Source organism: Pantoea sp. USMM079 (genome assembly GCF_037153115.1).
In the GTDB taxonomy this organism is placed as follows: domain Bacteria; phylum Pseudomonadota; class Gammaproteobacteria; order Enterobacterales; family Enterobacteriaceae; genus Pantoea; species Pantoea communis.
Genome location: NZ_JBBCKX010000006.1, coordinates 41,511 through 64,899 on the forward strand (window position 1 = coordinate 41,511; position 23,389 = coordinate 64,899).

The 23,389-nt window shown below is 53.8% G+C and carries 25 protein-coding genes; 18 read left to right on the forward strand and 7 right to left on the reverse strand.

Annotated elements, in window-relative coordinates; genetic code table 11:
- Positions 1-79: 79 nt before the first annotated feature.
- From hflK to WFP70_RS11100, 8 genes are all read left to right on the forward strand, one after another.
- The gene (gene hflK / locus WFP70_RS11065; protein ID WP_034829354.1) at positions 80-1,318 is read left to right on the forward strand and encodes an FtsH protease activity modulator HflK; all 1,239 of its coding nucleotides are present in this window, start codon (positions 80-82) and stop codon (positions 1,316-1,318) included.
- Between the two features lie 3 nt (positions 1,319-1,321).
- The gene (gene hflC, locus WFP70_RS11070) at positions 1,322-2,326 is read left to right on the forward strand and encodes a protease modulator HflC (RefSeq protein WP_034829352.1); all 1,005 of its coding nucleotides are present in this window, start codon (positions 1,322-1,324) and stop codon (positions 2,324-2,326) included.
- A gap of 58 nt (positions 2,327-2,384) precedes the next feature.
- Positions 2,385-2,585 carry a DUF2065 domain-containing protein gene (locus tag WFP70_RS11075; protein ID WP_034829350.1) on the forward strand — a complete coding sequence of 67 codons (201 nt, stop codon included), beginning with the start codon at positions 2,385-2,387 and terminating at the stop codon, positions 2,583-2,585.
- Positions 2,586-2,761: 176 nt separating this feature from the next.
- Complete coding sequence (locus WFP70_RS11080) at positions 2,762-4,060, forward strand: adenylosuccinate synthase (protein WP_034829348.1); 1,299 nt, start codon at positions 2,762-2,764, stop codon at positions 4,058-4,060.
- A 192-nt stretch (positions 4,061-4,252) separates the two neighbouring features.
- On the forward strand, positions 4,253-4,696 hold the full coding sequence (gene nsrR, locus WFP70_RS11085; RefSeq protein ID WP_034829346.1) for a nitric oxide-sensing transcriptional repressor NsrR: 444 nt from the start codon (positions 4,253-4,255) through the stop codon (positions 4,694-4,696).
- A gap of 16 nt (positions 4,697-4,712) precedes the next feature.
- Complete coding sequence (rnr, locus tag WFP70_RS11090) at positions 4,713-7,163, forward strand: ribonuclease R (RefSeq protein WP_337023439.1); 2,451 nt, start codon at positions 4,713-4,715, stop codon at positions 7,161-7,163.
- A 265-nt stretch (positions 7,164-7,428) separates the two neighbouring features.
- On the forward strand, positions 7,429-8,163 hold the full coding sequence (gene rlmB / locus WFP70_RS11095; RefSeq protein WP_034829342.1) for a 23S rRNA (guanosine(2251)-2'-O)-methyltransferase RlmB: 735 nt from the start codon (positions 7,429-7,431) through the stop codon (positions 8,161-8,163).
- Between the two features lie 89 nt (positions 8,164-8,252).
- Positions 8,253-9,881, forward strand: coding sequence for an isovaleryl-CoA dehydrogenase (locus WFP70_RS11100; protein ID WP_337023438.1), 1,629 nt, complete (start codon positions 8,253-8,255; stop codon positions 9,879-9,881).
- Here WFP70_RS11100 and bsmA read toward each other — a convergent pair.
- Both bsmA and WFP70_RS11110 read right to left on the reverse strand, forming a co-directional pair.
- Entirely contained in the window at positions 9,855-10,181 is a 327-nt protein-coding gene (gene bsmA, locus WFP70_RS11105; protein WP_337023437.1) for a biofilm peroxide resistance protein BsmA, read from the reverse strand. The genes WFP70_RS11100 and bsmA overlap by 27 nt on opposite strands.
- 55 nt (positions 10,182-10,236) lie before the next feature.
- Positions 10,237-12,168: a methyl-accepting chemotaxis protein gene (locus WFP70_RS11110; protein WP_337023436.1), complete on the reverse strand. Its 1,932-nt coding sequence runs from the start codon at positions 12,166-12,168 to the stop codon at positions 10,237-10,239.
- A gap of 160 nt (positions 12,169-12,328) precedes the next feature.
- On the opposite strand from WFP70_RS11110, the gene yjfP reads away from it, so the two are divergent.
- Complete coding sequence (gene yjfP, locus WFP70_RS11115) at positions 12,329-13,078, forward strand: esterase (protein WP_097119493.1); 750 nt, start codon at positions 12,329-12,331, stop codon at positions 13,076-13,078.
- 47 nt (positions 13,079-13,125) lie between these two features.
- On the opposite strand, the gene WFP70_RS11120 is transcribed toward yjfP, so the two are convergent.
- On the reverse strand, positions 13,126-13,332 hold the full coding sequence (locus WFP70_RS11120) for a hypothetical protein (protein ID WP_034829327.1): 207 nt from the start codon (positions 13,330-13,332) through the stop codon (positions 13,126-13,128).
- A gap of 383 nt (positions 13,333-13,715) precedes the next feature.
- Here WFP70_RS11120 and rpsF point away from each other — a divergent pair, with 383 nt between their 5' ends.
- The 4 genes from rpsF to rplI are packed head-to-tail and all read left to right on the forward strand — an operon-like array spanning position 13,716 to position 15,156.
- On the forward strand, positions 13,716-14,111 hold the full coding sequence (gene rpsF / locus WFP70_RS11125) for a 30S ribosomal protein S6 (RefSeq protein ID WP_034829324.1): 396 nt from the start codon (positions 13,716-13,718) through the stop codon (positions 14,109-14,111).
- A 6-nt stretch (positions 14,112-14,117) separates the two neighbouring features.
- Complete coding sequence (gene priB / locus WFP70_RS11130; protein WP_034829319.1) at positions 14,118-14,435, forward strand: primosomal replication protein N; 318 nt, start codon at positions 14,118-14,120, stop codon at positions 14,433-14,435.
- Between the two features lie 4 nt (positions 14,436-14,439).
- Entirely contained in the window at positions 14,440-14,667 is a 228-nt protein-coding gene (gene rpsR, locus WFP70_RS11135) for a 30S ribosomal protein S18 (RefSeq protein ID WP_002210155.1), read from the forward strand.
- 39 nt (positions 14,668-14,706) lie between these two features.
- Positions 14,707-15,156, forward strand: coding sequence for a 50S ribosomal protein L9 (gene rplI / locus WFP70_RS11140; RefSeq protein ID WP_034829315.1), 450 nt, complete (start codon positions 14,707-14,709; stop codon positions 15,154-15,156).
- A gap of 58 nt (positions 15,157-15,214) precedes the next feature.
- Here the strand turns inward: rplI and WFP70_RS11145 are convergent, their stop codons facing one another.
- A complete protein-coding gene (locus WFP70_RS11145) occupies positions 15,215-15,871 on the reverse strand; it encodes a LysM-like peptidoglycan-binding domain-containing protein (protein ID WP_337023435.1) in 657 nt (218 codons plus the stop codon).
- A gap of 214 nt (positions 15,872-16,085) precedes the next feature.
- On the opposite strand from WFP70_RS11145, the gene fklB reads away from it, so the two are divergent.
- The 3 genes from fklB to WFP70_RS11160 all read left to right on the forward strand — a co-directional run bounded on the left by fklB (position 16,086) and on the right by WFP70_RS11160 (position 17,381).
- On the forward strand, positions 16,086-16,706 hold the full coding sequence (fklB, locus tag WFP70_RS11150) for an FKBP-type peptidyl-prolyl cis-trans isomerase (RefSeq protein ID WP_038644441.1): 621 nt from the start codon (positions 16,086-16,088) through the stop codon (positions 16,704-16,706).
- Positions 16,707-16,826: 120 nt separating this feature from the next.
- Positions 16,827-17,075 carry a type II toxin-antitoxin system Phd/YefM family antitoxin gene (locus WFP70_RS11155; protein WP_038644444.1) on the forward strand — a complete coding sequence of 83 codons (249 nt, stop codon included), beginning with the start codon at positions 16,827-16,829 and terminating at the stop codon, positions 17,073-17,075.
- The gene (locus WFP70_RS11160) at positions 17,076-17,381 is read left to right on the forward strand and encodes a type II toxin-antitoxin system RelE/ParE family toxin (RefSeq protein ID WP_034829305.1); all 306 of its coding nucleotides are present in this window, start codon (positions 17,076-17,078) and stop codon (positions 17,379-17,381) included.
- Positions 17,382-17,385: 4 nt separating this feature from the next.
- Here WFP70_RS11160 and WFP70_RS11165 read toward each other — a convergent pair whose 3' ends face one another.
- Positions 17,386-19,332, reverse strand: coding sequence for a bifunctional 2',3'-cyclic-nucleotide 2'-phosphodiesterase/3'-nucleotidase (locus tag WFP70_RS11165; protein ID WP_337023434.1), 1,947 nt, complete (start codon positions 19,330-19,332; stop codon positions 17,386-17,388).
- Positions 19,333-19,625: 293 nt separating this feature from the next.
- Between WFP70_RS11165 and cysQ the strand changes: the two genes are divergently transcribed.
- Positions 19,626-20,372: a 3'(2'),5'-bisphosphate nucleotidase CysQ gene (gene cysQ / locus WFP70_RS11170; RefSeq protein ID WP_337023433.1), complete on the forward strand. Its 747-nt coding sequence runs from the start codon at positions 19,626-19,628 to the stop codon at positions 20,370-20,372.
- A gap of 157 nt (positions 20,373-20,529) precedes the next feature.
- Here cysQ and WFP70_RS11175 read toward each other — a convergent pair whose 3' ends face one another.
- Positions 20,530-21,084, reverse strand: a complete 555-nt coding sequence (locus WFP70_RS11175) for a YtfJ family protein (RefSeq protein WP_337023432.1) — start codon at positions 21,082-21,084, stop codon at positions 20,530-20,532.
- A 313-nt stretch (positions 21,085-21,397) separates the two neighbouring features.
- Between WFP70_RS11175 and WFP70_RS11180 the strand changes: the two genes are divergently transcribed.
- Positions 21,398-21,604, forward strand: a complete 207-nt coding sequence (locus tag WFP70_RS11180; protein ID WP_031280153.1) for a DUF1107 domain-containing protein — start codon at positions 21,398-21,400, stop codon at positions 21,602-21,604.
- Between the two features lie 86 nt (positions 21,605-21,690).
- Here WFP70_RS11180 and WFP70_RS11185 read toward each other — a convergent pair whose 3' ends face one another.
- Positions 21,691-23,028: a hemolysin family protein gene (locus WFP70_RS11185; protein WP_034829259.1), complete on the reverse strand. Its 1,338-nt coding sequence runs from the start codon at positions 23,026-23,028 to the stop codon at positions 21,691-21,693.
- Positions 23,029-23,389: the final 361 nt, after the last annotated feature.

Sequence of the window (23,389 nt, forward strand, 5' to 3'; positions counted from 1 at the left end):
ATTGCTGCAATTATTTCTCTGGGCCGCAATTCGAAAGAGGAAGGGTAAAAAACGTAAATACAATAAATGGAGTAGAAACATGGCGTGGAATCAGCCCGGAAATAACGGACAGGACCGCGACCCGTGGGGAAGCAGCAATAATCAAGGCGGCAACTCTGGGGGAAATAAGGGAGGGCGCGATCAGGGGCCTCCTGATCTGGATGATATCTTCCGTAAGCTGAGTAAAAAACTCGGCGGACTGGGCGGTGGCAAACAGAGTGACAACAATGGCCAGCGCGGCGGCGGTAGCGGTGGCAAACTGGTTGGCATCGTTGCCGTAGCCGCAGTGGTCATCTGGGCTGCCAGCGGTTTCTACACCATCAAAGAAGCAGAACGTGGCGTTGTGACCCGTTTTGGTAAGTTCAGCCATCTGGTTGAGCCGGGCCTGAACTGGAAGCCAACCTTTATCGATCAGGTGCGTGCCGTTAACGTTGAAGCCGTGCGTGAACTGGCCGCCTCTGGCGTGATGCTGACTTCGGACGAAAACGTGGTGCGCGTTGAAATGAACGTGCAGTACCGCGTGACCAATCCTGAGCAATATTTGTATGCGGTCACCAGCGCTGACGACAGTCTGCGTCAGGCCACCGACAGTGCACTGCGCGGGGTGATTGGTCGTTCTACCATGGATCGTATCCTCACTGAAGGTCGTACCGTGGTGCGCAGCGAGACGCAACGTGAGCTGGATGAAACCATCCGTCCTTACAACATGGGTATTACCCTGCTTGACGTCAACTTCCAGGCGGCACGTCCACCGGAAGAAGTGAAGGCCTCGTTTGACGATGCCATCGCCGCACGCGAAAACCGTGAGCAGTACGTGCGTGAAGCAGAAGCCTATTCAAATGAAGTGCAGCCGCGTGCGAACGGTCAGGCGCAGCGTATTCTGGAAGAAGCCCGCGCTTACAAAGAGCGTACGGTGTTAGAAGCTCAGGGTGAAGTGGCACGCTTTGCTTTACTGCTGCCGGAATACAAAGCCGCACCGCAAATCACCAAAGAGCGTCTGTATATCGAAAGCATGGAACGCGTGCTGAGCCATACGCGTAAAGTCCTGGTTAATGACCGTGGTAACAGCCTGATGGTGCTGCCGCTGGATCAACTGATGCGTGGTGGTCAGATTTCTGGCAGCCAGGCAGGCCAGAAAAACACTAATTTGATGAAGCTGCCTTCGTCTGGCAGCAGTGCCAGCAATGATGACTCTTCGTCTTATAGTCCGAGCAGCATCATGGACCAGCGTCGCGCCAATGCGTTACGCAACGATACCCAGCGCGCAGGGAGGGAGTAATCGATGCGTAAGCCAATTATTGCCGTAATTATTGTCGTCCTGGTGGCGCTGTACGCATCGCTGTTTGTGGTGCAAGAAGGTGAGCGCGGTATCGTGCTGCGCTTCGGTAAAGTTCTGCGCGATAGCGAGAACAAGCCGCAGGTTTATGAGCCGGGTCTGCATTTCAAGATCCCATTCATTGAAACTGTGAAGTCGCTGGATGCACGTATCCAGACCATGGACAACCAGGCCGATCGCTTTGTTACCAAAGAGAAGAAAGACCTGATCGTTGATTCCTACATCAAGTGGCGTATCAGTGATTTTAGCCGCTACTACCTGGCAACTGGCGGTGGTGATGTTTCTCAGGCTGAAGTGTTGCTGAAACGTAAGTTTAGTGACCGTCTGCGCTCTGAGATGGGTCGCCTGGATGTGAAAGACATCGTGACGGATTCACGTGGTCGTTTGACCACCGACGTGCGTGATGCGTTGAACACCGGTACCGCAGGCAGTGATGACGAAGTGCAGACGCCAGCCGCAGATGATGCGATTGCCAGCGCGGCAGCCCGCGTAGAGCGTGAAACCAACAGCAGCGAGCCAGCACCGAACCCGAACAGTATGGCTGCCCTGGGTATTCAGGTGGTTGACGTACGCATTAAGCAGATCAACCTGCCAGCTGAAGTGTCTGATGCTATCTACAACCGTATGCGCGCTGAGCGTGAAGCGGTTGCCCGTAGCCAGCGTTCACAAGGTCAGGAAGAGGCTGAAAAACTGCGTGCTCAGGCGGATTACCAGGTCACACGTACTTTGGCTGAAGCCCAGCGTCAGGCATTGATTTCACGTGGTGAAGGTGATGCGCAGGCAGCAAAACTGTTTGCAGATGCTTTCGGTCAGGATCCTGATTTCTATGCCTTTATCCGCAGCCTGCGTGCTTACGAGAACAGCTTCTCTGATAACCAGGATGTGATGGTGTTGAGCCCGGATAGCGATTTCTTCCGCTTTATGAAGGCACCGACTAACACCGCGCGTTAAGAACTGATATAACCTTGAGGCCGACAATGTTGTCGGCCTTTTTTTTGGGAAAAATAGAATGAACACAACCATCTGGATGGCGCTGGCATTAGTTCTGGTGCTGGAAGGGCTGGGTCCGATGTTTCTGCCGCGTATCTGGCGCCGCATGATTCTGTCTATGGCGCAGTTGCCCGATCGCATCCTGCATCGTTTTGGTGGTGGATTAGTGGTAGCGGGCGTGGTGATTTATTACATGCTGAGCGTGCACGCGAGCGCATAGCGTTAAATTTGAGCGATAACGCACGGCTAAATTGTGTCTTGCAGTCGATGTTTCCCCCAACATGTTGTATTGATCAAAACGCGGGCAAAAAACCGCGCAATCGTATGCTAAAAGTGCTGAAAGTGAGCAAAACCGATGGTAGAATCCATTTTTAAGCAATCGGTGATTTTGAAAAAATGGGTAAGAACGTCGTCGTACTGGGCACCCAATGGGGTGACGAAGGTAAAGGTAAGATCGTAGACCTTCTGACTGAACGCGCGAATTTCGTTGTGCGTTACCAGGGTGGCCACAATGCAGGCCATACACTTGTCATCAACGGTGAAAAAACCGTCCTCCACTTAATTCCATCTGGCATCCTGCGTGATAACGTAACCAGCATCATTGGTAATGGTGTTGTATTGTCGCCTGAAGCGCTGATGAAAGAGATGAAAGGTCTGGAAGAGCGCGGTGTGCCGGTACGTGAACGTCTGCTGATCTCTGAAGCATGTCCACTGATTCTGCAATATCACGTCGCGATGGACGTGGCGCGCGAAAAAGCGCGTGGCGCCAAAGCGATTGGTACCACCGGTCGTGGTATCGGTCCAGCTTACGAAGATAAAGTTGCACGTCGCGGTCTGCGCGTGAGCGACCTCTTCAACAAAGAAACCTTCGCCGTTAAGCTGAAAGAAATCGTCGATTTCTACAACTTCCAGCTGGTTAACTACTACAAAACTGATGCGGTTGACTACGAAAAAGTGCTGAGCGATACGTTGGCTGTGGCTGACATTCTGACCAGCATGGTGGTTGACGTTTCTGACCTGTTGGACGGTGCGCGCAAGCGTGGCGATCTGATCATGTTCGAAGGCGCACAGGGTACGCTGCTGGATATCGACCACGGTACTTATCCGTATGTGACCTCGTCTAACACCACCGCAGGTGGCGTGGCAACGGGCTCCGGTATTGGCCCACGTTATGTTGATTACGTGCTGGGTATCGTTAAAGCTTACTCAACGCGTGTTGGTGCGGGTCCATTCCCTACCGAACTGTTTGACGAAACTGGCGAGTTCCTGTGTGCACAGGGCCACGAATTTGGCGCGACCACCGGTCGTCGTCGTCGTACCGGCTGGCTGGATGCGGTTGCCGTTCGTCGCGCAGTACAGATCAACTCCCTGTCAGGTTTCTGCATGACCAAACTGGACGTGCTGGATGGCCTGAAAGAAGTGAAAATCTGTGTGGCTTATCGCATGCCGGATGGCCGCGAGATGACCACCACGCCACTGGCAGCGGAAGGTTGGGAAGGTATTGAGCCAATCTACGAAACCATGCCAGGCTGGAGCGAAACCACCTTTGGTGTGAAAACGCTGGAAGGTCTGCCACAGGCCGCGCGTGACTACATCAAGCGTGTAGAAGAAGTGACCGGTGTGCCGATTGATATTATTTCAACTGGCCCGGACCGTAGTGAGACCATGATTTTGCGCGACCCGTTCGACGCATAATCTGACATGGCCGGACACTGTCCGGCCTTTGTTTATCCGCTCTTTGACTCCGCTCACTCTCTTTTTTCTTGCAATTATCGATACTTGCTTAAGAAAAAACGCACCGGCTTCCACGCTCTGGTTTATCATCATACTTAAATACCACGCCGACCGGCGCATAACCCTAACGCCCGATGATTCACCGAGGTATATGTGCAGCTAACGAGTTTCACCGATTATGGTCTGCGTGCGCTGATTTACATGGCGACGTTGCCGGAAGGTAAGCAGACCAACATTACCGAAGTCACCGATACCTACGGGGTGTCGCGTAACCATATGGTTAAAATCATCAACCAACTCAGCCGGGCTGGCTTTGTCGCCGCGACACGCGGTAAAAACGGCGGAATTCGTTTAGGCATGGACCCGGAAAAAATCGTGATTGGTCAGGTTGTGAGAAAAATGGAGCCTTTGCAGCTGGTGAACTGTGAAGAGTGCGCCATCACACCGGCCTGTCGTCTGCGCAAGGCGCTGCACGATGCGGTCCAGTTATTCCTCAAAGAGCTGGATAACTATACGTTGGCCGATCTGGTCAAAGATAACGATTCACTGTACCAAATTTTATTGTCCGAACCGCCGGTGGCAATCCAAATTAAATGACATCGGAGGAACCGTAATGTCAAAAGATCCTTACCAGGATAGAGAAGCAGAAAAGTACGACAACCCCATTCCAAGCCGCGAATTTATTCTGGCGCTGTTAGAAAAGCGTGAGAAACCCATCAATCGCGATGAAATTGCCCAGGAATTGAATATCACCAGCGAAGAGCAGCTCGAAGCGCTGCGCCGTCGTCTGCGCGCCATGGAGCGTGACGGTCAGCTGGTGTTTACCCGTCGTCAATGTTACGCCCTGCCAGAACGCCTCGACTTACTGCGCGGCAAAGTGATTGGCCATCGTGATGGCTATGGCTTCCTGCGCGTCGAAGGCCAGAAAGATGATTTCTATCTCTCTGCTGAGCAGATGAAATTTTGCCTGCACGGTGATGTGATTCTGGCACAGCCAGGCAGCGCGGATCGAAAAGGTCGTCGCGAGGCACGCGTGGTGCGCGTGCTGGAACCCCGTAACAGCCAGATCGTTGGCCGTTACTTTACCGATGCCGGTACTGGATTTGTGGTGCCGGATGACAGCCGCCTGAGCTTCGACATTCTGATCCCGCAGGAAGAAACCCAGGGCGCGCGTATGGGCTCGGTGGTGGTTGTAGAGATCGTCCAGCGCTCAACCCGTCGCACCAAAGCCATCGGTAAGGTCACCGAGATTCTCGGCGATAACATGGGCACCGGTCTTGCGGTCGATATGGCGCTGCGCACCCACGAGATCCCACACACCTGGCCAGAAGAAGTTGAGAAAGAGATTTCGAAACTGCAAGAGCAGGTGCCTGAAGCCGCTAAAAAAGGTCGCGTCGATCTGCGTGAGTTACCGCTCGTCACCATCGATGGTGAAGATGCGCGTGACTTCGATGATGCCGTTTACTGCGAGAAAAAACGCGGTGGCGGCTGGCGTCTATGGGTGGCGATTGCTGACGTCAGTTATTACGTGCGCCCAGGCACAGCGTTAGATAACGAAGCGCATCAACGCGGCACCTCGGTCTACTTCCCATCGCAAGTGGTGCCGATGCTGCCGGAGATCCTCTCCAACGGACTGTGCTCGCTGAACCCGCAGGTTGATCGCCTCTGCATGGTATGCGAGATGACCATCTCTTCCAGCGGCAAGCTCACCGGCTATAAGCACTACGAGGCGGTGATGAACTCCCATGCGCGTCTGACCTACACCAAGGTGTGGAACATTCTGCAGGGCGATACCGAGCTGCGTGAGCAGTATGCCGCGCAGGTGAAACACCTTGAAGAGCTGCATCACATGTATCAGGAGCTGGAAACCGCACGTGAGCAGCGTGGCGGCATCTCCTTCGAAACTGAAGAGGCCAAATTTATCTTCAATGCGGAGCGTCGTATTGATCGCGTTGAACGTACCGTGCGTAACGATGCGCACAAGCTGATCGAAGAGTGCATGATTCTCGCCAACATCGCCTCGGCGCGTTATGTTGAGAAGCATCAGGAACCGTCACTGTTCCGCGATCACGATCGTCCAACCGAAGATAGTATCAAAAGCTTCCGCACCGTATTGAACGAGCTGGGCTTGAGCCTGCCAGGTGGCGCGAAACCGCAGCCTGTCGACTATGCCGAATTGCTCAAGCAAGTAGCCGATCGCCCCGATGCAGAAATGCTGCAAACCATGTTGCTGCGCTCAATGAAGCAAGCGGTGTACGATCCTGAAAACCGTGGTCACTTTGGCCTGGCGTTGCAGTCCTATGCGCACTTCACCTCACCGATTCGCCGTTACCCTGATCTGCTGCTACACCGCGCGATCAAATACCTGCTGGCGAAAGAGCAGGGCACGCTGAAAGGTAACACCACGCCAAACGGCGGCTATCACTACGATATGCAGCAAATGTTGCAGCTCGGTCAGCACTGTTCGATGACCGAACGCCGTGCTGATGAAGCCACGCGAGATGTCGCGGACTGGCTGAAATGTGACTTCATGCAGGATCAGGTTGGCAACGTGTTTAGCGGCGTGATCTCCAGCGTGACCGGTTTTGGCTTCTTTGTGCGTCTCAACGATCTGTTTATCGATGGCCTGGTGCACGTCTCTTCGCTGGACAACGATTACTACCGTTTCGATCCAATTGGTCAGCGTCTGATTGGCGAATCTGGTGGCCGTACTTATCGTTTAGGCGATACGGTGGAAGTGCGTGTGGAAGCGGTGCACATGGATGAGCGCAAAATCGACTTTGCGCTCATCTCCAGCAAGCGCGTACCGCGCGGCGAGGGTAAAACCGAGCGCGAACGTGAGAAGCGTGGCGGCAAGCCGCCCGCAAGACGTCGTCGTGATGCGGGTAAAAAGGGCACCTTCGAGCCAGATTCAGCGTTCCGCAGCGAGAAGAAGCAGCATGCGCCTGCTGAAAAATCGGCAAAAACTGAGAAAAAAGGCAAAAAAATCTCTGAGAAAACCCGTAAAATCGCCGCCGCCACCAAGGCCAAGCGCGGGTCGAAGAAGAAACCTAACGAAGCCTGAGGGTTGGCTCGCGAAGCCTGAAGACCTGATCGCACTTTGAAGCTGGGGTCGCCTTAAACGGCGCCCCAAAGTTAGGCCAGCGTGCTGTGATGGCGCCCGCGCGACAGATCATGGATAAGTGCGTAGTGATGGCGACGTTAAGTTAGTTCAGCGTGTTTGACGACGAGCGTACGTTAAATCAGCGCGTTTTGTAGGGTGCGCAGTTATGTGCACCGAAATTAATACTCAAATTTTCAAATCGATACATCCAACCTTGAGCAAACAAATGAGTGAAATAATTTTTGGTATTCATGCCGTGCAGGCGCTGCTGGAACGTGATCCTCAGCGTTTCCAGGAAGTCTTTATTCTCAAAGGCCGTGACGATCGTCGCCTGCAGCCGCTGATTGCCGCACTGGAAGCTCAGGGAATTGTGGTTCAGGTGGCTAACCGCCAATGGCTCGACAGCCAGGTGGAAGGCGGTGTGCATCAAGGTATCGTGGCACGCGTCAAACAGGGTAAAAACTATCAGGAAGGCGATCTGCCGGATCTGCTGCAAAGCCTGGAAAAACCGTTTCTGCTGGTACTGGATGGCGTTACCGATCCGCATAATCTCGGTGCCTGCCTGCGTAGCGCCGATGCTGCGGGCGTGCATGCCGTCATCGTGCCGAAAGATCGTGCCGCCCCGCTGAATGCCACCGCGAAAAAAGTCGCCAGTGGTGCAGCTGAGAACGTGCCACTGATCCGTGTCACCAACCTGGCGCGTACTCTGCGTTTACTGCAGGAGTACAACATCTGGGTAGTTGGCACCGCAGGTGAAGCCGATCACACCGTGTACCAGAGCAAAATGACCGGCCCGATGGCGCTGGTGATGGGCGCGGAAGGTGAAGGTATGCGTCGTCTGACCCGTGAGCACTGCGATGAGCTGATCAGCATCCCAATGGCGGGCAGCGTCTCTTCACTGAACGTCTCTGTCGCCACCGGCGTCTGCCTGTTCGAAGCGGTACGTCAGCGTTTGGCGTGATCCCCACCGCAAAAGTGTTTCTGAGCCAGGCATAACTGCACATCCCCCTCATACTTGAACCATGCGTTTTATGAGGGAGATGCCACATTATGACCTGGACGACCCACAGCGTTTTCAATCAGCCCCATCCTCTCAGTAACAGCAATTTATTCACCCGCGATATCGCTTTGTGCGAGGCCGTGGCACGTGAGGGTGCTGGCTGGGACCGCGAATGGCTGGCCTCTGTCGGATTGCAACTGGGCAGCGCCGAATCACTGGAGTTAGGCCGGCTGGCGAATACCCAACCGCCGGAACTGCAGTGCTACGACGCACGCGGTGAGCGGCTGGACGAGGTGCGCTTTCACCCGGCCTGGCATCTGTTAATGCAGGGGTTGTGTGCCAGCCGTTTGCATAATCTCAGCTGGCAGCCCGATGTGCAGCCCAATGCGATGGTGGCGCGTGCAGCGCGATTTATGCTGCATGCTCAGGTCGAAGCGGGTTCGCTCTGTCCGGTGACCATGACCCACGCCGCCATTCCGCTACTGCAAAACCATCTGCCGGAAGCCTACGCGGATTGGCGCGAGGCGCTGCTGAGCGATCGCTACGATGCGCATCACCAGCCGGGCAACAAAAAGCGCGGCCTGTTGATTGGCATGGGTATGACCGAGAAGCAGGGCGGAACCGATGTGCTCAGCAACAGCACGCGCGCGGAGCCGATTGGTGTGCACGGCACAGGCGAGCCTTATCGCATCACCGGTCACAAATGGTTTTTCTCTGTGCCGCAAAGCGATGCGCATCTCATTCTGGCGCAGACTTCGCAAGGGCTGAGCTGTTTCTTTCTGCCGCGTCTACTGCCTGATGGCACGCGCAACGCGATTCGCATCGAGCGCCTGAAGGACAAGCTCGGCAACCGCTCTAATGCCAGCGCCGAAGTGGAATTTCAGGATGCGATTGGCTGGTTGATGGGCGAAGAGGGCGATGGCGTGCGGCTGATCCTGAAAATGGGCGGCATGACGCGCTTTGATTGCGCATTGGGCAGCCATGGCTTAATGCGCCGCGCCTTATCGATTGCCCTGCATCATGCGCAGCAGCGTCAGGTGATGGGCAAAAACCTTAGCGATCAGCCATTAATGCGCACCGTGCTGGCGCAGCAGGCCTTGCAGCTGGAAGGGCAAACCGCGCTACTGATGCGATTATCACGCGCATGGTCCACGCCCGCCAGCGAGCACGAGCGTTTGTACGCACGACTGTTCACCCCCGCCGCCAAGTTTGGCATCTGCAAAGCGGGCATGCCGTTTGTGGCAGAATCGATGGAAGTGTTGGGCGGCATCGGCTACTGCGAAGAGAGTGAACTGCCGCGTCTGTACCGTGAGATGCCGGTTAATAGCATCTGGGAGGGTTCTGGCAACGTGATGTGCCTCGACGTGCTGCGCGTGCTGGGTCGCCAGGCGGACGTCATGACCATGCTCAACGATGAATTTGAAGCGGTAAAAGGCAGCAATCGCCACTTTGATCGTCGCTGGCGCCAGTTAAGGCTGCAGCTCAACCATGTGCGGGAAGGTATGGCACGTGAGGTGACGCAGGAACTGTTACAACTGGCGAGCGCGGCGATTCTGTTAAAAGTGGCAGAACCGCCGTTGGCTGATGGCTGGTGCGATCAACACCTGGATATGCGGGGGCGGCGTTCGTTGAGTGACGACCTCTGCACGCGCTTACTGTTGCGCGCCAGCGCTGGCTGAAGGCGCACCATAGAGAATCGCAGTACCGTACCAAAAACCGGGCAGCGTGGTTTCATCCAGCATCAGGATTTGGTAGTAAACCGCGCCCGCCTGATTCGCGCGTGCGACCAGTGCGCGCTGGGCATCATCCGGTGAACCACGGGTAGAGACCGTAATATTGCCCAGCTTGCGCAAGCCATAGCTTTGCGCGCGGCTGATTTCCTGCGCGTGGCTGGTGGGCGGCGGTGGGGCTTCCGGCGTGGTTTTAAACGCAGCACATCCGGTTAGTAATAGGCTCAACACCAGTAAAAAGCGACGCATAACACGCTCCTGGAAAGGAAGATGGCTCCAGTTTAGGCCATCTTCCTTCTTCACATCAGTCTTTAAGATGAAAAACACTCACCAGCTGCGTCAAATGATGACCTTGCTGGCTTAGCGTCTGCGCGGTGGTTTCCGATTGGGTGATCATATCGCTGCTTTGGTGCGTCGCCTGGCCAATATGATTCATCGCCAGATTAACCTGACCAATGCCCGCTGCCTGCTCTTGTGCGGCGATATTGATCTCGCCCATCAGCGTTTTCACCTGCTCAATATGGCTGACGATATGCTGCATTGCATCGCGCGTTTGCTCGGACAGCGCATGGCCAGCCGCTACTTTATCTATGGAGGTGGCGATCAAGTTATCGATCTCTTTAGCCGCATTGGCACTGCGTTGCGCCAGCGCACGGACTTCCGCTGCGACCACGGCAAAGCCTTTGCCATGCTCACCGGCACGCGCCGCTTCCACCGCCGCGTTCAGCGCCAGAATATTGGTCTGGAAAGCAATGGATTCAATCACATGGGTGATATCAGCAATGCTTTGTGAAGCCACTCGGATCTCCGCCATAGTTTCGACCGAGCGTGCCACCGTACTGCCGCCTTGATCAACGGTGTTGGCCGCTTCACCGACCAGCGCCATCGCCTGACGCACGTTGGCCGCGGTTTGTGCCACGGTGGCACCAAACTGCTCCATGCTGGCAGAGGTCTCTTCCACGCTACTCGCCTGGCGGCTGATCTGTTCACTGATGCTGGAGCTACTGGCAGCGATGGTGTCAGTGCCACGGCTGATATCGCGTGCCGCATAGCGAACCTGACTCACCACTTTTTCCAGCCCATCGCCGATGCCGTTAATCGCCGCTACCAGTTGACCAATTTCATCACGGCGGGTGGAATCAAGATGCGCCTGCAAATTACCGGCCGCATACTGCTCCGCCAGATGAATCACCTGCTGCAACGGGCGCGTAATGGCGCGTCGGCTATACCAGATAAAGCCCACGGCGAAAGCGATCACCAGGGCAAGCCCAATCACGATAAACAGGTTACGGCTCTGGGTTATCGGGGCCAGCAGGCTGGCACGACTCACTTCTCCGGCAATAATCCAGTTCCAGCCCGGCAGTTGCTGCCACGCCAATAACTTAGTCTCGCCATCGAGCTCAATACTCATTAACCCTTTTGGCTGGGTTAACAGTTGCTGCTGGACGGTCTGATCCCAACGCGGCAATTTGCCTTCTGATTGACGATCAAACAGATACTGTCCCTGCGTGCTGCCGGCGGCACCGTTCAACACAAAGAAATTGCCACTGTCGCCGAGATGGCGCGCCAGCACTTTGTCGCGCATCAGGGCGTATTGCGTATCGATCTGTACGCCAACGAACAGAATAGCGATCACCGCGCCGCTCTCATCCTGCACCGGCTGATACTGGGTGATATAACGATGGCCAAATAGCGTGGCCAGTCCGCGATAAACTTCGCCCTGATTGACGCTGCGCCATGCCGCGCTGCTGCGATCCAGTTTGGTGCCGATGGCGCGGTTACCGTCCTGTTTTTTCAGCGAGGTAGCAATACGGACATAGTCTTCACCGTCACGCACAAAGATGGTCGACACCGCACCGGTGCGATCGAGAAAATCATCCACCGCGATTTGATCGAGGTTGAGGGTTTTCAGCCCGGCGCGCAGCGTAGGCGTGCTGAATTCGCCGACCTGAATGCGATCGTTCTCATCACGACTAAAGCGCTTGGGCAGGAAGCTCTGGAAAAGTTTGGTGTAGTTCGCCACTTCTTCAGACAACGTGGCGTTAAACATGGTGGCCATTTCATTGATGCCCAACACCTGATTTTGCATATCGTCAGTCGCCAGCTGCTCCAGTTGACGGGCCGCGTTATGACTCAGGGTTAGGGTCAGGGTAAACAGCACAATCGCCACGCTTAAAGACGTCAATACAGACAGTTTAATGCCGAGACCCATGGCGCTGAGAGAGAGACGCTTCATAAAGTACCTATTTCAAGACTATTGGAGGGGTACAAGATCAACGGCAAATGCGGCAAAAGGTTTAGTACAGAAATTATTCTGATTAAATGTGAAGTCGCTCGCGTTTTGTCGCTCAGCGCTTACACTGTGACGGGTGATAATCATTCTCAACGGAGGCGGTATGATTGAGTTGGCAACGGAGAACCTGGCAGGTATTGAGTGTATTCATGCGGCTCCTGCCGGGCAGCGGCAGGCACGGTTACCCACCATCCTGTTTTATCACGGCTTTACCTCATCCAAAGAAGTGTACAGCTACTTCGCGGTGGCGCTGGCGCAGGCTGGGTTTCGCGTCGTGATGCCGGATGCCGACATGCACGGCGCGCGCTACAACGGCGATACCGAAGCGCGTATGACGCACTTCTGGGAGATCCTCAAACAGAACATCGACGAAGTACCACAGTTAGAAGCGGCGCTGCGTGAGAAAGATTTGATTGCCGATGAGCGCTTTGCAGTGGCTGGTGCTTCGATGGGCGGCATGACCGCGTTGGGCGCGATGGTGCGCTATCCGCAGATTCATAGCGTCGCTTGTATGATGGGCTCCGGTTACTTTATGCAGCTCAGCCATACGCTGTTCCCACCGCTGGTGGCGCGCACGCCAGAACAGAAAGAGGCCTTCGCTGCTCGCCTCGCGCCGCTGGCACCTTACGATCCCAGCCAGCAACTGGATAAGCTGGCCAATCGCCCGCTGCTGTTGTGGCACGGTGAAGCCGATGAAGTGGTGCCGTTCGCTGAAACCGTCCGGCTGGAGAAAGCGCTGCGTGAAGCCGCGTTGAATGAAAAAATGACTTACCTGTCGGAAAAGCACATCGGCCACAAAATCACGCCTTCAGCCCTGACTGCACTGGTGAGTTTTTTCAAACATCAGCTGTAGAAACAACTCGGGCTGGCAAAGTGAGCCAGCCCGTTACGTCATCCGATTTACAGTTGTGAAGACAGACGATCTGCTGCACTGGTATTCGCACTGACTGGGTTACTGCCAGGCGCATCCAGCCGGTTGACATAGACATAGCCTGAAGCCGCATTGCTGCTGTTACTTCTCATCTGCTGCGCGTAGTCAGCGGAGCTGGCGAAAGCGGGTGGAGACAGGAAGAGACCCAGTAAAGTGGCGAAAATGATGGTTTTCATATTCGACTCCTCACTCCAGGGATTACACTCTCAGACGCCGCGAATAAGCCAAACCGTTGCGCCTGTAAATAGTTTAGTTCTTCGCCACATTGATGCCAGATCGCCCTGTTGAACGCCTCCATCAGCAATTTTGAATAAACCCTCGCTAACCTGCTGAATCTTAATCCTTAGCACAAAAGGTGCGCTTAACTGGCACGACCCACGCGATTTGATGAATTGTGCGCTTGAGTTTCCAGGGGGACGCCAGTATGATTACGCGTCAATTTTTCAGCTGCATTCAGAGGTGTGTTTCATTTAAATGATTCACAACCTATAACGTTCCTTGCTTCCATGGGCCGCAGCTGACCCCGACAGGAGGCTGAATAATCCGTAAGGAGCTATCGATGCGTCATTACGAAATCGTATTTATGGTCCATCCTGACCAGAGCGAACAGGTTCCAGGTATGATCGAGCGTTACACTGGTGCTATCACCGGTGCACAGGGCACGATTCACCGTCTGGAAGACTGGGGCCGCCGTCAGCTGGCTTACCCAATCAACAAACTGCACAAAGCTCACTATGTTCTGCTGAACGTAGAAGCACCGCAGGAAGTGATTGACGAGCTGGAAACTAACTTCCGCTTCAACGACGCCGTTATCCGCAGCATGGTTATGCGCGTTAAGCACGCGGTAACTGAAGCATCTCCGATGGTTAAAGCGAAAGATGAGCGTCGTGATCGTCGCGAAGACTTCGCTAACGAATCATCAGATGACTCAGATGCTGGGGATTCTGAAGAGTAATCCGACATGACGGCAAATCGACTGCGCCTGTCAGGCACTGTGTGCAAGACGCCAGTTCGAAAAGTCAGTCCGTCAGGGATTCCTCACTGCCAGTTCGTGCTTGAGCACCGTTCTGTGCAGGAGGAAGCCGGTTTTCACCGGCAAGCCTGGTGTCAGATGCCGGTGATTATCAGCGGCAGCACCCATCAGGTGATTACTCAACATATAACGGTCGGTACGCAACTCGTTCTCGAAGGTTTCATTAGCTGCCATCAGGCACGCAATGGTCAGAGCAGAATGGTGTTACATGCCGAGCAGATTGAATTGATAGATTCTGGAGACTAGCCAAATGGCACGTTATTTCCGTCGTCGCAAATTCTGCCGTTTCACCGCGGAAGGCGTTGTAGAGATTGATTACAAAGACATCGCTACACTGAAAAACTACATTACCGAAAGCGGTAAAATTGTCCCGAGCCGTATCACCGGTACTCGTGCAAAATACCAGCGTCAGCTCGCTCGTTGCATCAAGCGCGCTCGCTACCTGTCCCTGCTGCCATACACTGATCGTCATCAGTAATTGGTAGTTGTCCATTAACGACTTTAAGAGGATAAGGTAATGCAAGTTATTCTGCTTGATAAAGTAGCAAACCTGGGCAGCCTGGGTGATCAGGTTAACGTTAAAGCGGGCTACGCTCGTAACTTCCTGGTTCCACAGGGCAAAGCTGTTCCTGCTACCAAGAAAAACGTTGAGTTCTTCGAAGCGCGTCGCGCTGAACTGGAAGCCAAACTGGCTGACGTTCTGGCTGCTGCTAACGCACGTGCAGAGAAAATCAATGCACTGGGCACCGTTACCATCGCGTCTAAATCAGGCGACGAAGGTAAACTGTTCGGTTCAATCGGTACTCGCGACATCGCTGATGCAGTGACTGCAGCTGGCGTTGAAGTGGCTAAGAGCGAAGTGCGTCTGCCAAACGGCGTTCTGCGTTCTACCGGTGAGCACGAAGTTGACTTCCAGGTTCATAGCGAAGTATTCGCTAAACTGGTTGTGAATGTAGTGGCTGAGTAATTTTTTACTCGGTAACGCGAAAACGCCGGCCATGTGCCGGCGTTTTTGTATCGGCGATTTACTGAGCGCGGATAAAGCTGCCGTCTGGCTGGCGAGTAAATAACACCGGGCCGTTGCTGCCATCCACCGTTAATCCTGTCACCACGCCTTGCGCGTTCTGACGAACCTTCACCTGCTGGCCATTCTTCAATGCGCTAAGCGGCTGATCTTCACCCTCGACGCGTGCCATCGCGAACACATCATTCACCGGCAGATTATTGTCGCGGAACAACTGTGCCAGCGTCTGACCTGATGCCACCGTGTAGTTGTGCCACTCACCCTGAGAATCGGTTTTCGGTTGGGTGTTCTGCGGCTGCTTGTTGTCGTAAATCTCCGCCTGCAACGGCACCTCTTTGCTGCTGTTATCTGCCGGGCGCTCAATCGGATATTGCGGCGTACTGCTTGGCCAGAGAAACGCTAATAGCAGAACCAGCAAGGCAATCACAATGCCACGACGATGGAAGGCCGGCAGTGGGTTCATCCAGCGCACATCATCCAGCAGATGCCAGACGCGCAGCAGCACGGCGGGAACGCGGGAAGGGGTATCAGAAGCCATTCGTGAATCCTCCTCGCTGGCGGCCTTGCGCGGAAATTGCGGCAGCCAACGTTGCAACCTCGATAAAGTAAAAGCACGCGGTGCGCGCGTCCTGCGGCGTCGTGGGGCAATCTGGCCCATGTATTCTCTCTTTCTTAGCGCTGTACGACGAAAACGTTGCCACAGCTATAGTATGGGCAATGCGGGCACGAAGTGCCTGCCAGCATTGAAAAATTTGACCTGTGTATTGTTTCTCTTTCGCTGAGAAATGTCATCTGCGGCGCTGCAGATTTTACGCGAGCCGCCTGCGCTGTTATGCTGCCGTTTCTATTTTCTCCGGGATTAAGGAATCAAGATGACCACCCCTTCATTCGACAGCGTCGAATCACAAGCAAGTTACGGTATCGGTTTACAGGTCGGCCAGCAGCTGCAGGAATCTGGACTGCAGGGTCTGCAGCCGGAAGCACTGCTCGCAGGTCTGCGCGATGCGCTGGAAGGGAACTCACCGGCTGTGCCTGTTGATGTGGTACATCGCGCGCTGCGTGAAGTGCACGAACGTGCAGAAGGCGTTCGCCGTGAGCGTGTGGAAGCCATGGCGGCTGAAGGCCATAAATTCCTGGAGCAGAATGCGCAGCGTGAAGGCGTGAGCAGCACTGAATCTGGTCTGCAGTTCAGCGTAATCGCTCAAGGCGATGGCCCAATCCCATCGCGTCAGGATCGTGTTCGTGTGCACTACACTGGCAAGCTGATCGACGGTACAGTGTTTGATAGCTCAGTGGCACGTGGCGAACCGGCTGAATTCCCGGTAAGCGGCGTGATCGCGGGCTGGATTGAAGCCCTGACCCTGATGCCAGTGGGTTCTAAGTGGGAATTAGTGATTCCACAAAACCTCGCTTACGGCGAGCGCGGTGCTGGCGCATCCATCCCGCCATTCAGCACCCTGGTGTTCGAAGTCGAGCTGCTGGAAATTCTGTAAGCATTCAGCAATTCATTAAAACCGGCGTAAATGCCGGTTTTTTGTTTGTAAATCTGACTGATCTTTACCCAATTGGCTAATACAATGAGCGAATCGAACGATTTAAGCGGAAGGTGCGAAATGTATTTACTCTCTGCCAACGAAGCTAAAACCCAATTTGGGGATATGCTTCTCAAAGCTCAGCGTGAACCGGTACAAATCAGTCGGAACGGAAAACCTGTCGCTGTTGTCATATCTGCTGAAGAGTTTCAGGCAATTGAACTCATGAAGCAGCAGTTTTTGCAGGAAAAAATTGCCCGAGCCAGGGAAGACGTTGCCAACGGACGACTGACCGACGGTGAAACATTTTTCAATCAACTACTGGATTAAATGGCCAAATTTCAGCTCACGGATGAAGCGCGGCAGGATCTTGTCGATATTCGTCAGTTCACCTTGCAGCACTGGGGCGAAGCGCAGTCTCATCAATACTTGAGACGTTTGCAGCGCACATTGCACACGCTGTCTGAACTACCGACGATGGGGATCAGCAGAGCGTCCGATCTCGCCGAAGGTGTACTCAGTTTTCCCTTTGTGAGTCATATGATTTATTACCAGGCAATCCAACAGGGAATTATTGTGCTCGCGGTGATGCATCAAAGCCGGGTGCCCTCCCTTCATTTGGCAGCCCGGCTATAGCCTGTTACTGCTTCTGCAAATCCACCCGCCAAATCGCAAAGCCGATCTCGTCACTGCCCACGGCTTTCATCGGATAATCAGCGTACTTCTCAATAAACTGCGTGGCTTTCTCGCCCGGTGCCGTTTCAAAGCGAATATCCAGCGGCGTATCACTGTGAATCGGCGCTAGACGCCAGTTATGATCGGCCTGCGGTTTCACGTCGCCGTGTACTTTGGTTTCGCTGCTGATATAAGCCGCGACCACTGAACGGTTCTCATCTGGTGAAGCAAACGCCACGTATTTATCGCCGGTGCCGGCAAACTTCCCGCCGTAAGCACGATAGTTGTTAGTGGCGACGAGGAATACCGCATTAGGGTCGATGGGCTTACCCTGCCATGTCAGATCCTTAATGCGTGAAGCGTCTTTATTAATCAACGTACATTCGCCGTCATAGCGTGCAGGCTGCGTGACATCGATTTGGTAATCGACGCCATCAATCACGTCGAAGTTGTAGGTGCGGAAATCCCAGTTAATCAGCGCTTGCGGTTTACTGCTGTGCGGATCGATCTGATTAAACTGCGCGGCTGAGCATTCCAGCCACTCTCTCACCTGTGCACCTGTGACTTTCATCACCACCAGGGTATTCGGATAAAGATACAGGTCGGCGGCATTGCGGAAGGTCAGTTCACCTTTCTCTACTTCGGTGTAGCTGGCGGGATCGTTTTTACGGCCACCGGCTTTAAACGGTGCGGCAGCGGAAAGCACTGGCAGGCGACCAAGATCGGGATCGCCCTGAATAAAGTGCTCAACATAGGCGCGCTGCGCATTATTGACGATCTGCACAGTGGGATCGTCCTGCACCAACGACAGATAGCTGTACATCACATCGGCGGATTTACCGATCGGCTTAGCAACGAACTCACGCGTGGCGCGATGATCCTGCTCCAGCACTTTCACCAGATTAGTGTCTTCTGCCGCCAGTGACTTTTTGGCGACGGGATCATAGATAGGCCGTGCTTCAGCTTTACCCTGGGTGACCTGCCATTTCCCGCCTTCGTTATTCAGCACCAAATCGACCACGCCGAGATGATCGCCCCACATGCCGGGCATCACTGCCGGAACACCGTTCAGCGTGCCTTGAGCAATGTCAGCGCCTTTAATGGCTGCGAACTCTTTGCTGGGGAACACCGCATGCGCGTGACCAAACATAATGGCGTTAATCCCTGGCACCTGGCTGAGGTAGTAGACGGAATTCTCTGCCATGGCGTGATAAGGCTCACTGCTTAAACCTGAGTGCGGGATGGCGATGATTATTTCAGCACCTTTTGCGCGCATTTCCGGCACATAGCGCTTCGCTGTTTCCGTGATGTCATCAACGCGCACTTTGCCCTGCAGATTGTTGCGATCCCACACCATAATCTGCGGTGGAACGAAGCCGATGTAGCCAATTTTTAAGCGATGCGGGTTACCGCTGCGGTCGGTAACGGTGGTTTCTTTGATGAGATAGGGGTTAAACAGCGGGTTTCCGCTCTTTTCATCGATAATGTTGGCATTCACATAGGGAAAGCGTGCCCCGGCAATCGCTTTTTGCAGATAGGGTAAGCCGTAATTGAATTCGTGATTGCCTAAGTTGCCCACGGCGTAATCCAGCGTATTCATCGCTTTATATACTGGGTGCACATCGCCTTTTTTCAGCCCCTTAGCGGCCATGTAATCGCCTAACGGACTGCCCTGAATGATGTCGCCGTTATCGACCAGCACACTGTTTTTTGCTTCTGCGCGTGCCTGTTGAATCAGCGTGGCGGTGCGCACCAGGCCAAATTTCTCAGTTGGTGTGTCTTTGTAGTAATCGAAATCCATCATATTACTGTGCAGATCGGTGGTTTCCAGAATGCGCAGATCCACTGTAGCGGCTTGCACCGTGGCCGCCGTCACACACAGCGCCAGTAACGACATGCTCGCTTTGAACATAATTTGCTCCTTGTCTGATCTAATGGGCCTCTCAAAATAATGTAAAACAATGACGAATTATCATTTCAATTTGTGATGAAGCTCGGACTTTTAAGCCTTGATTGCCACAGTCGCGTGGTGAAAAGGGAATCAGCATCGCGCCATAGCCGTCATCTATGAACTATGGTATTGATAATCATATAGATTGCCGTTTCAGACAGCTCAGCCGCAGAGCATCGGAACACAACTGCTAAAATGTGTAGAGGTGAGCTGTTGATGTCTGACAGGCAGAATCAGCGGAAAAGAGGTGAAGAATGTTAGATAAAATTAGCCAACTGGCGCGTGAAGCAGGTGATGCCATTATGCATGTCTATGCGGGTGAGCAGCCGATGGATGTGACGCGCAAGTCAGATGACTCCCCGGTCACGGCTGCCGATCTCGCGGCGCACAAAGTCATCGTGGAAGGGTTGGCCGTGCTCTCCCCAGAAGTGCCGGTATTATCAGAGGAAGATCCGCCGAGCTGGGCTGTGCGCCAGAACTGGAAAAAATATTGGCTGGTGGATCCGCTGGATGGCACCAAAGAGTTCATCAAGCGCAACGGTGAATTCACCGTCAATATTGCCCTGATTGAAAACGGCAAACCGGTGTTAGGTGTGGTCTATGCGCCCGCGTTGGGTGTGATGTATTCGGCCGCTGAAGGCAAAGCCTGGAAAGAAGAGGGCGGCCATAAAACGCAGATTCAGGTGCGCGAGGCGCGTCCACTGCTGGTGGTTGTCAGCCGTTCGCATGCGGATAAAGATGAAGAGCTGAAAGAGTATCTGACGCAGTTAGGCGAACATCAAACCACGGCAATTGGCTCTTCACTGAAATTCTGTCTGGTGGCGGAAGGTAAAGCGCAGCTCTATCCACGTTTCGGGCCAACCAACATTTGGGATACCGGAGCAGGTCACGCGGTGGCGATTGCGGCGGGAGCCCACGTGCATGACTGGCAAGGCAAAACTCTCGACTACACGCCGCGCGAATCCTTCCTGAATCCGGGTTTCCGCGTCTCGCTTTTTTAGTTCCTGACGCGCACCTTGCGAAAGCAGCCTGTGTTTTCGTTGCTCATTCCGGGATGAACAGAGAAATTCGCAGCCTGTGTTTTCGTTATTCATTCCGGAATGAACACAGAAAACAAGCCGGGCAACACAGGGTCGCCATTGATGGCGACCTCCGTTTTTACTGCAACAACTCACGAATCAACGTCATCGCCTGCTGCACTTCATCCTGCGTGAGTGCCCCTTCTTTGGCATATCGCACATGCCCGGTCTTATCCAGCACCACAATTGCCGAACCCCTTTTCTCCAACTGCCAGACCTTACGCACGTTGCCGTTACTGTCGACGATAAACTGCGACCACGGATATTGCTGCTTGTTGCTCTCAATACTGCTGCGCACAAACATCCCCGTACCGGGAATCGCATCGTCGGTGTTCACAATGGTGGTAGTCTGGTAACGGTCATGCGGGAATTTCGCCGCTTTGATCGCCTCAATCAGCGCGGCATTCTGTTCTTTGGCCGAAGAACGCCCGGCAATATGTAAGATGACACGCACTTTTCCACTCAGCTGCGCGCTATTCCACGGTTGGTAGCTAAACTTATCTTGTTGATAAAGCAGTTCGCCTCTGTCGCTCACGCCCACTGGCGGAACACGATCGCCGATCTTAAAAGCATGGGCTGAGACAAGGCTGGGAACCAGCAGTGCCAGGGCTAACACAGAGTGTGCCAAACGCATGGTGATACTCCTTAGTGATCCGACCAGTTATTCATGTTTTTGCAATATTAGGTGTGGATGATGCGCCTGTCGCGATGAGTTAACAGCTTTGCAACCCACGCCACAATTCCTTAATGAGTGAAGGTTTATACTGGGTTTTGTGAACGGCATAACAGAGTGTTCTGTAATAATGTGTCAATTCAGTAAAAAATTCACCTTTTCGGAACATACGTAACGATTGGTGTTCTATAGTTATGCCTCATTTGCGCTTCATGGGTTCGTACCGGATTTGGCAACGACGAAGCGTAGTACATCTGTTCAGGAGTTAGACAGTATGAAAATCTTCCAGCGCTATAATCCGCTGCAAATTGCGAAATACGTAAAAACGCTTTTTAAAGGAAGGTTGTATATCAAGGATGTTGGCGCGTTTGAGTTCGATAAAGGCAAAGTGATGTTGCCCCGCGTCAAAGATAAACAGCACCTTAGCGTGATGTCCGAGATCAACCGGCAGGTCCTGCGTTTGCAAGCCGAGTACAACTAAGCAGTAAAAAGAAAGGGCGCCATGCAATCAGGCGCCCTCAGTAGCGGCGCGAGAAATCGCGCCTTGTTTTTTTCTGCCGCCCGGTACTATGGCGACTCCAGCTCATCAGTGGCGCTCTTCGTCACACTCAGCACCGGCGGACGATCGTCAATACGCGTCACCAGCAGCTGATCGATGCGATAACTGTCGATATCTACCACTTCAAACTTGTAACCTGAGAACTTGACGAAATCAGTGCGTTTCGGGATTTTGCGCAGCATGTACATCATGAAACCGCCAATGGTTTCATAGTTGCCGGACTGTGGGAAATCATCGATATCCAGCACGCGCATCACGTCATCAATCGGTGTGCCGCCTTCAACCAGCCATGAGTTCTCATCACGCGCCACTATCTGCTCTTCCTGACCCTGGCCGACCAAATCACCCATCAGCGTGGTCATCACGTCGTTGAGGGTAATGATCCCCACCACCAGCGCGTATTCATTCATGATTACCGCGAAGTCTTCGCCAGCAGTTTTAAAGCTTTCCAGCGCTTCAGAGAGCGTTAACGTGTCCGGCACAATCAGCGCAGAGCGAATCTGCACGCCGCTGCTCAGGGTCAGGCTCTGATTGCCCAGCACGCGCAGCAGCAGCTCTTTGGAATCGACATAACCGACGATATGATCGATGTCGCCATCACATACCAGGAATTTAGAGTGCGGATGCTGGGCGATTTTGGTTTTGAGGCTGTTTTCATCTTCGTGCAGATCAAACCACACTACGTTCTCGCGTGACGTCATCGAAGACGGCACGGTACGCGATTCCAGTTCAAACACATTTTCGATCAGTTCGTGTTCCTGTTTACGCAGCACCCCAGCCAGTGCACCGGCTTCCACCACCGCGTAAATATCGTCGGAGGTGATGTCGTCTTTACGCACCATCGGCAGCTTGAAGATGCGGAAAAACACGTTGGCCAGCCCGTTAAACAGCCACACCAGCGGACGCATCACCAGCAAGCAGAAGCGCATCGGGTTGATGATGCGCAGCGCCACCGCTTCCGGCGCGATCATCCCCACACGCTTCGGCGTTAAATCGGCAAACAAAATAAACAGGCTGGTGACCACGGTAAAGGAACAGATAAAGCTGAGCTGATCGGCCAGTTCAGGGGCCATAAAGCGGCTAAATAAACTGCTGAAGGCGGGGGAAAACGCGGCATCGCCGACAATACCACCGAGGATGGCCACGGCATTGAGGCCAATCTGCACCACGGTGAAGAACATGCCAGGCTGTTCCTGCATTTTCAGCACGCGCTGCGCATTAATGTTGCCTTCATCGGCCAGCAGTTTAAGTTTGATCTTACGGGCAGCCGCCAGCGAGATCTCAGAAAGAGAAAAGAATGAACTGATCACAATCAGTAAAAGAATGACAAGTAAGCTATCGAGCATAAAAGATCCGTTGGGTTAATCACTTGTCATTTTTGGCCTGGGCAGCGCAGGAGAACATCCAGTATTCGCCTGTCATACAGGGCTATCCGTGCCAAAAATGTCTGCGCCATTTCGACAAGGAACGTTAACGTCGGGGCAGAAAGGAAAGCAGGTCATGCCTGCTGGGTGCTGATTATAGCAGCAGCGCTTATGCCGCCGCCAGAGGCGCGCACAAGGAGGTCAGAATAATCCGAGTGCGCTCCCCTCAGTCGCAGAAGTGCGGCTTCGGTGTTGTATCGCCACCCCCATTTACCGACAATAGGAAATGATTTGGCTTAGTGACCATTTTTCCTCAGCCATCCGCCGAAAAGAGCGGCTATGC

Excerpts from the sequence above, each read along its gene's own strand:
- hflK (WP_034829354.1), top strand. The coding sequence starts at position 80 with ATGGCGTGGAATCAGCCCGGAAATAACGGACAGGACCGCGACCCGTGG.
- hflC (WP_034829352.1), top strand. The coding sequence starts at position 1,322 with ATGCGTAAGCCAATTATTGCCGTAATTATTGTCGTCCTGGTGGCGCTG.
- WFP70_RS11075 (WP_034829350.1), top strand. The coding sequence starts at position 2,385 with ATGAACACAACCATCTGGATGGCGCTGGCATTAGTTCTGGTGCTGGAA.
- WFP70_RS11080 (WP_034829348.1), top strand. The coding sequence starts at position 2,762 with ATGGGTAAGAACGTCGTCGTACTGGGCACCCAATGGGGTGACGAAGGT.
- rnr (WP_337023439.1), top strand. The coding sequence starts at position 4,713 with ATGTCAAAAGATCCTTACCAGGATAGAGAAGCAGAAAAGTACGACAAC.
- rlmB (WP_034829342.1), top strand. The coding sequence starts at position 7,429 with ATGAGTGAAATAATTTTTGGTATTCATGCCGTGCAGGCGCTGCTGGAA.
- WFP70_RS11100 (WP_337023438.1), top strand. The coding sequence starts at position 8,253 with ATGACCTGGACGACCCACAGCGTTTTCAATCAGCCCCATCCTCTCAGT.
- bsmA (WP_337023437.1), bottom strand. The coding sequence starts at position 10,181 with ATGCGTCGCTTTTTACTGGTGTTGAGCCTATTACTAACCGGATGTGCT.
- WFP70_RS11110 (WP_337023436.1), bottom strand. The coding sequence starts at position 12,168 with ATGAAGCGTCTCTCTCTCAGCGCCATGGGTCTCGGCATTAAACTGTCT.
- yjfP (WP_097119493.1), top strand. The coding sequence starts at position 12,329 with ATGATTGAGTTGGCAACGGAGAACCTGGCAGGTATTGAGTGTATTCAT.
- WFP70_RS11120 (WP_034829327.1), bottom strand. The coding sequence starts at position 13,332 with ATGAAAACCATCATTTTCGCCACTTTACTGGGTCTCTTCCTGTCTCCA.
- rpsF (WP_034829324.1), top strand. The coding sequence starts at position 13,716 with ATGCGTCATTACGAAATCGTATTTATGGTCCATCCTGACCAGAGCGAA.
- priB (WP_034829319.1), top strand. The coding sequence starts at position 14,118 with ATGACGGCAAATCGACTGCGCCTGTCAGGCACTGTGTGCAAGACGCCA.
- rpsR (WP_002210155.1), top strand. The coding sequence starts at position 14,440 with ATGGCACGTTATTTCCGTCGTCGCAAATTCTGCCGTTTCACCGCGGAA.
- rplI (WP_034829315.1), top strand. The coding sequence starts at position 14,707 with ATGCAAGTTATTCTGCTTGATAAAGTAGCAAACCTGGGCAGCCTGGGT.
- WFP70_RS11145 (WP_337023435.1), bottom strand. The coding sequence starts at position 15,871 with ATGGGCCAGATTGCCCCACGACGCCGCAGGACGCGCGCACCGCGTGCT.
- fklB (WP_038644441.1), top strand. The coding sequence starts at position 16,086 with ATGACCACCCCTTCATTCGACAGCGTCGAATCACAAGCAAGTTACGGT.
- WFP70_RS11155 (WP_038644444.1), top strand. The coding sequence starts at position 16,827 with ATGTATTTACTCTCTGCCAACGAAGCTAAAACCCAATTTGGGGATATG.
- WFP70_RS11160 (WP_034829305.1), top strand. The coding sequence starts at position 17,076 with ATGGCCAAATTTCAGCTCACGGATGAAGCGCGGCAGGATCTTGTCGAT.
- WFP70_RS11165 (WP_337023434.1), bottom strand. The coding sequence starts at position 19,332 with ATGTTCAAAGCGAGCATGTCGTTACTGGCGCTGTGTGTGACGGCGGCC.
- cysQ (WP_337023433.1), top strand. The coding sequence starts at position 19,626 with ATGTTAGATAAAATTAGCCAACTGGCGCGTGAAGCAGGTGATGCCATT.
- WFP70_RS11175 (WP_337023432.1), bottom strand. The coding sequence starts at position 21,084 with ATGCGTTTGGCACACTCTGTGTTAGCCCTGGCACTGCTGGTTCCCAGC.
- WFP70_RS11180 (WP_031280153.1), top strand. The coding sequence starts at position 21,398 with ATGAAAATCTTCCAGCGCTATAATCCGCTGCAAATTGCGAAATACGTA.
- WFP70_RS11185 (WP_034829259.1), bottom strand. The coding sequence starts at position 23,028 with ATGCTCGATAGCTTACTTGTCATTCTTTTACTGATTGTGATCAGTTCA.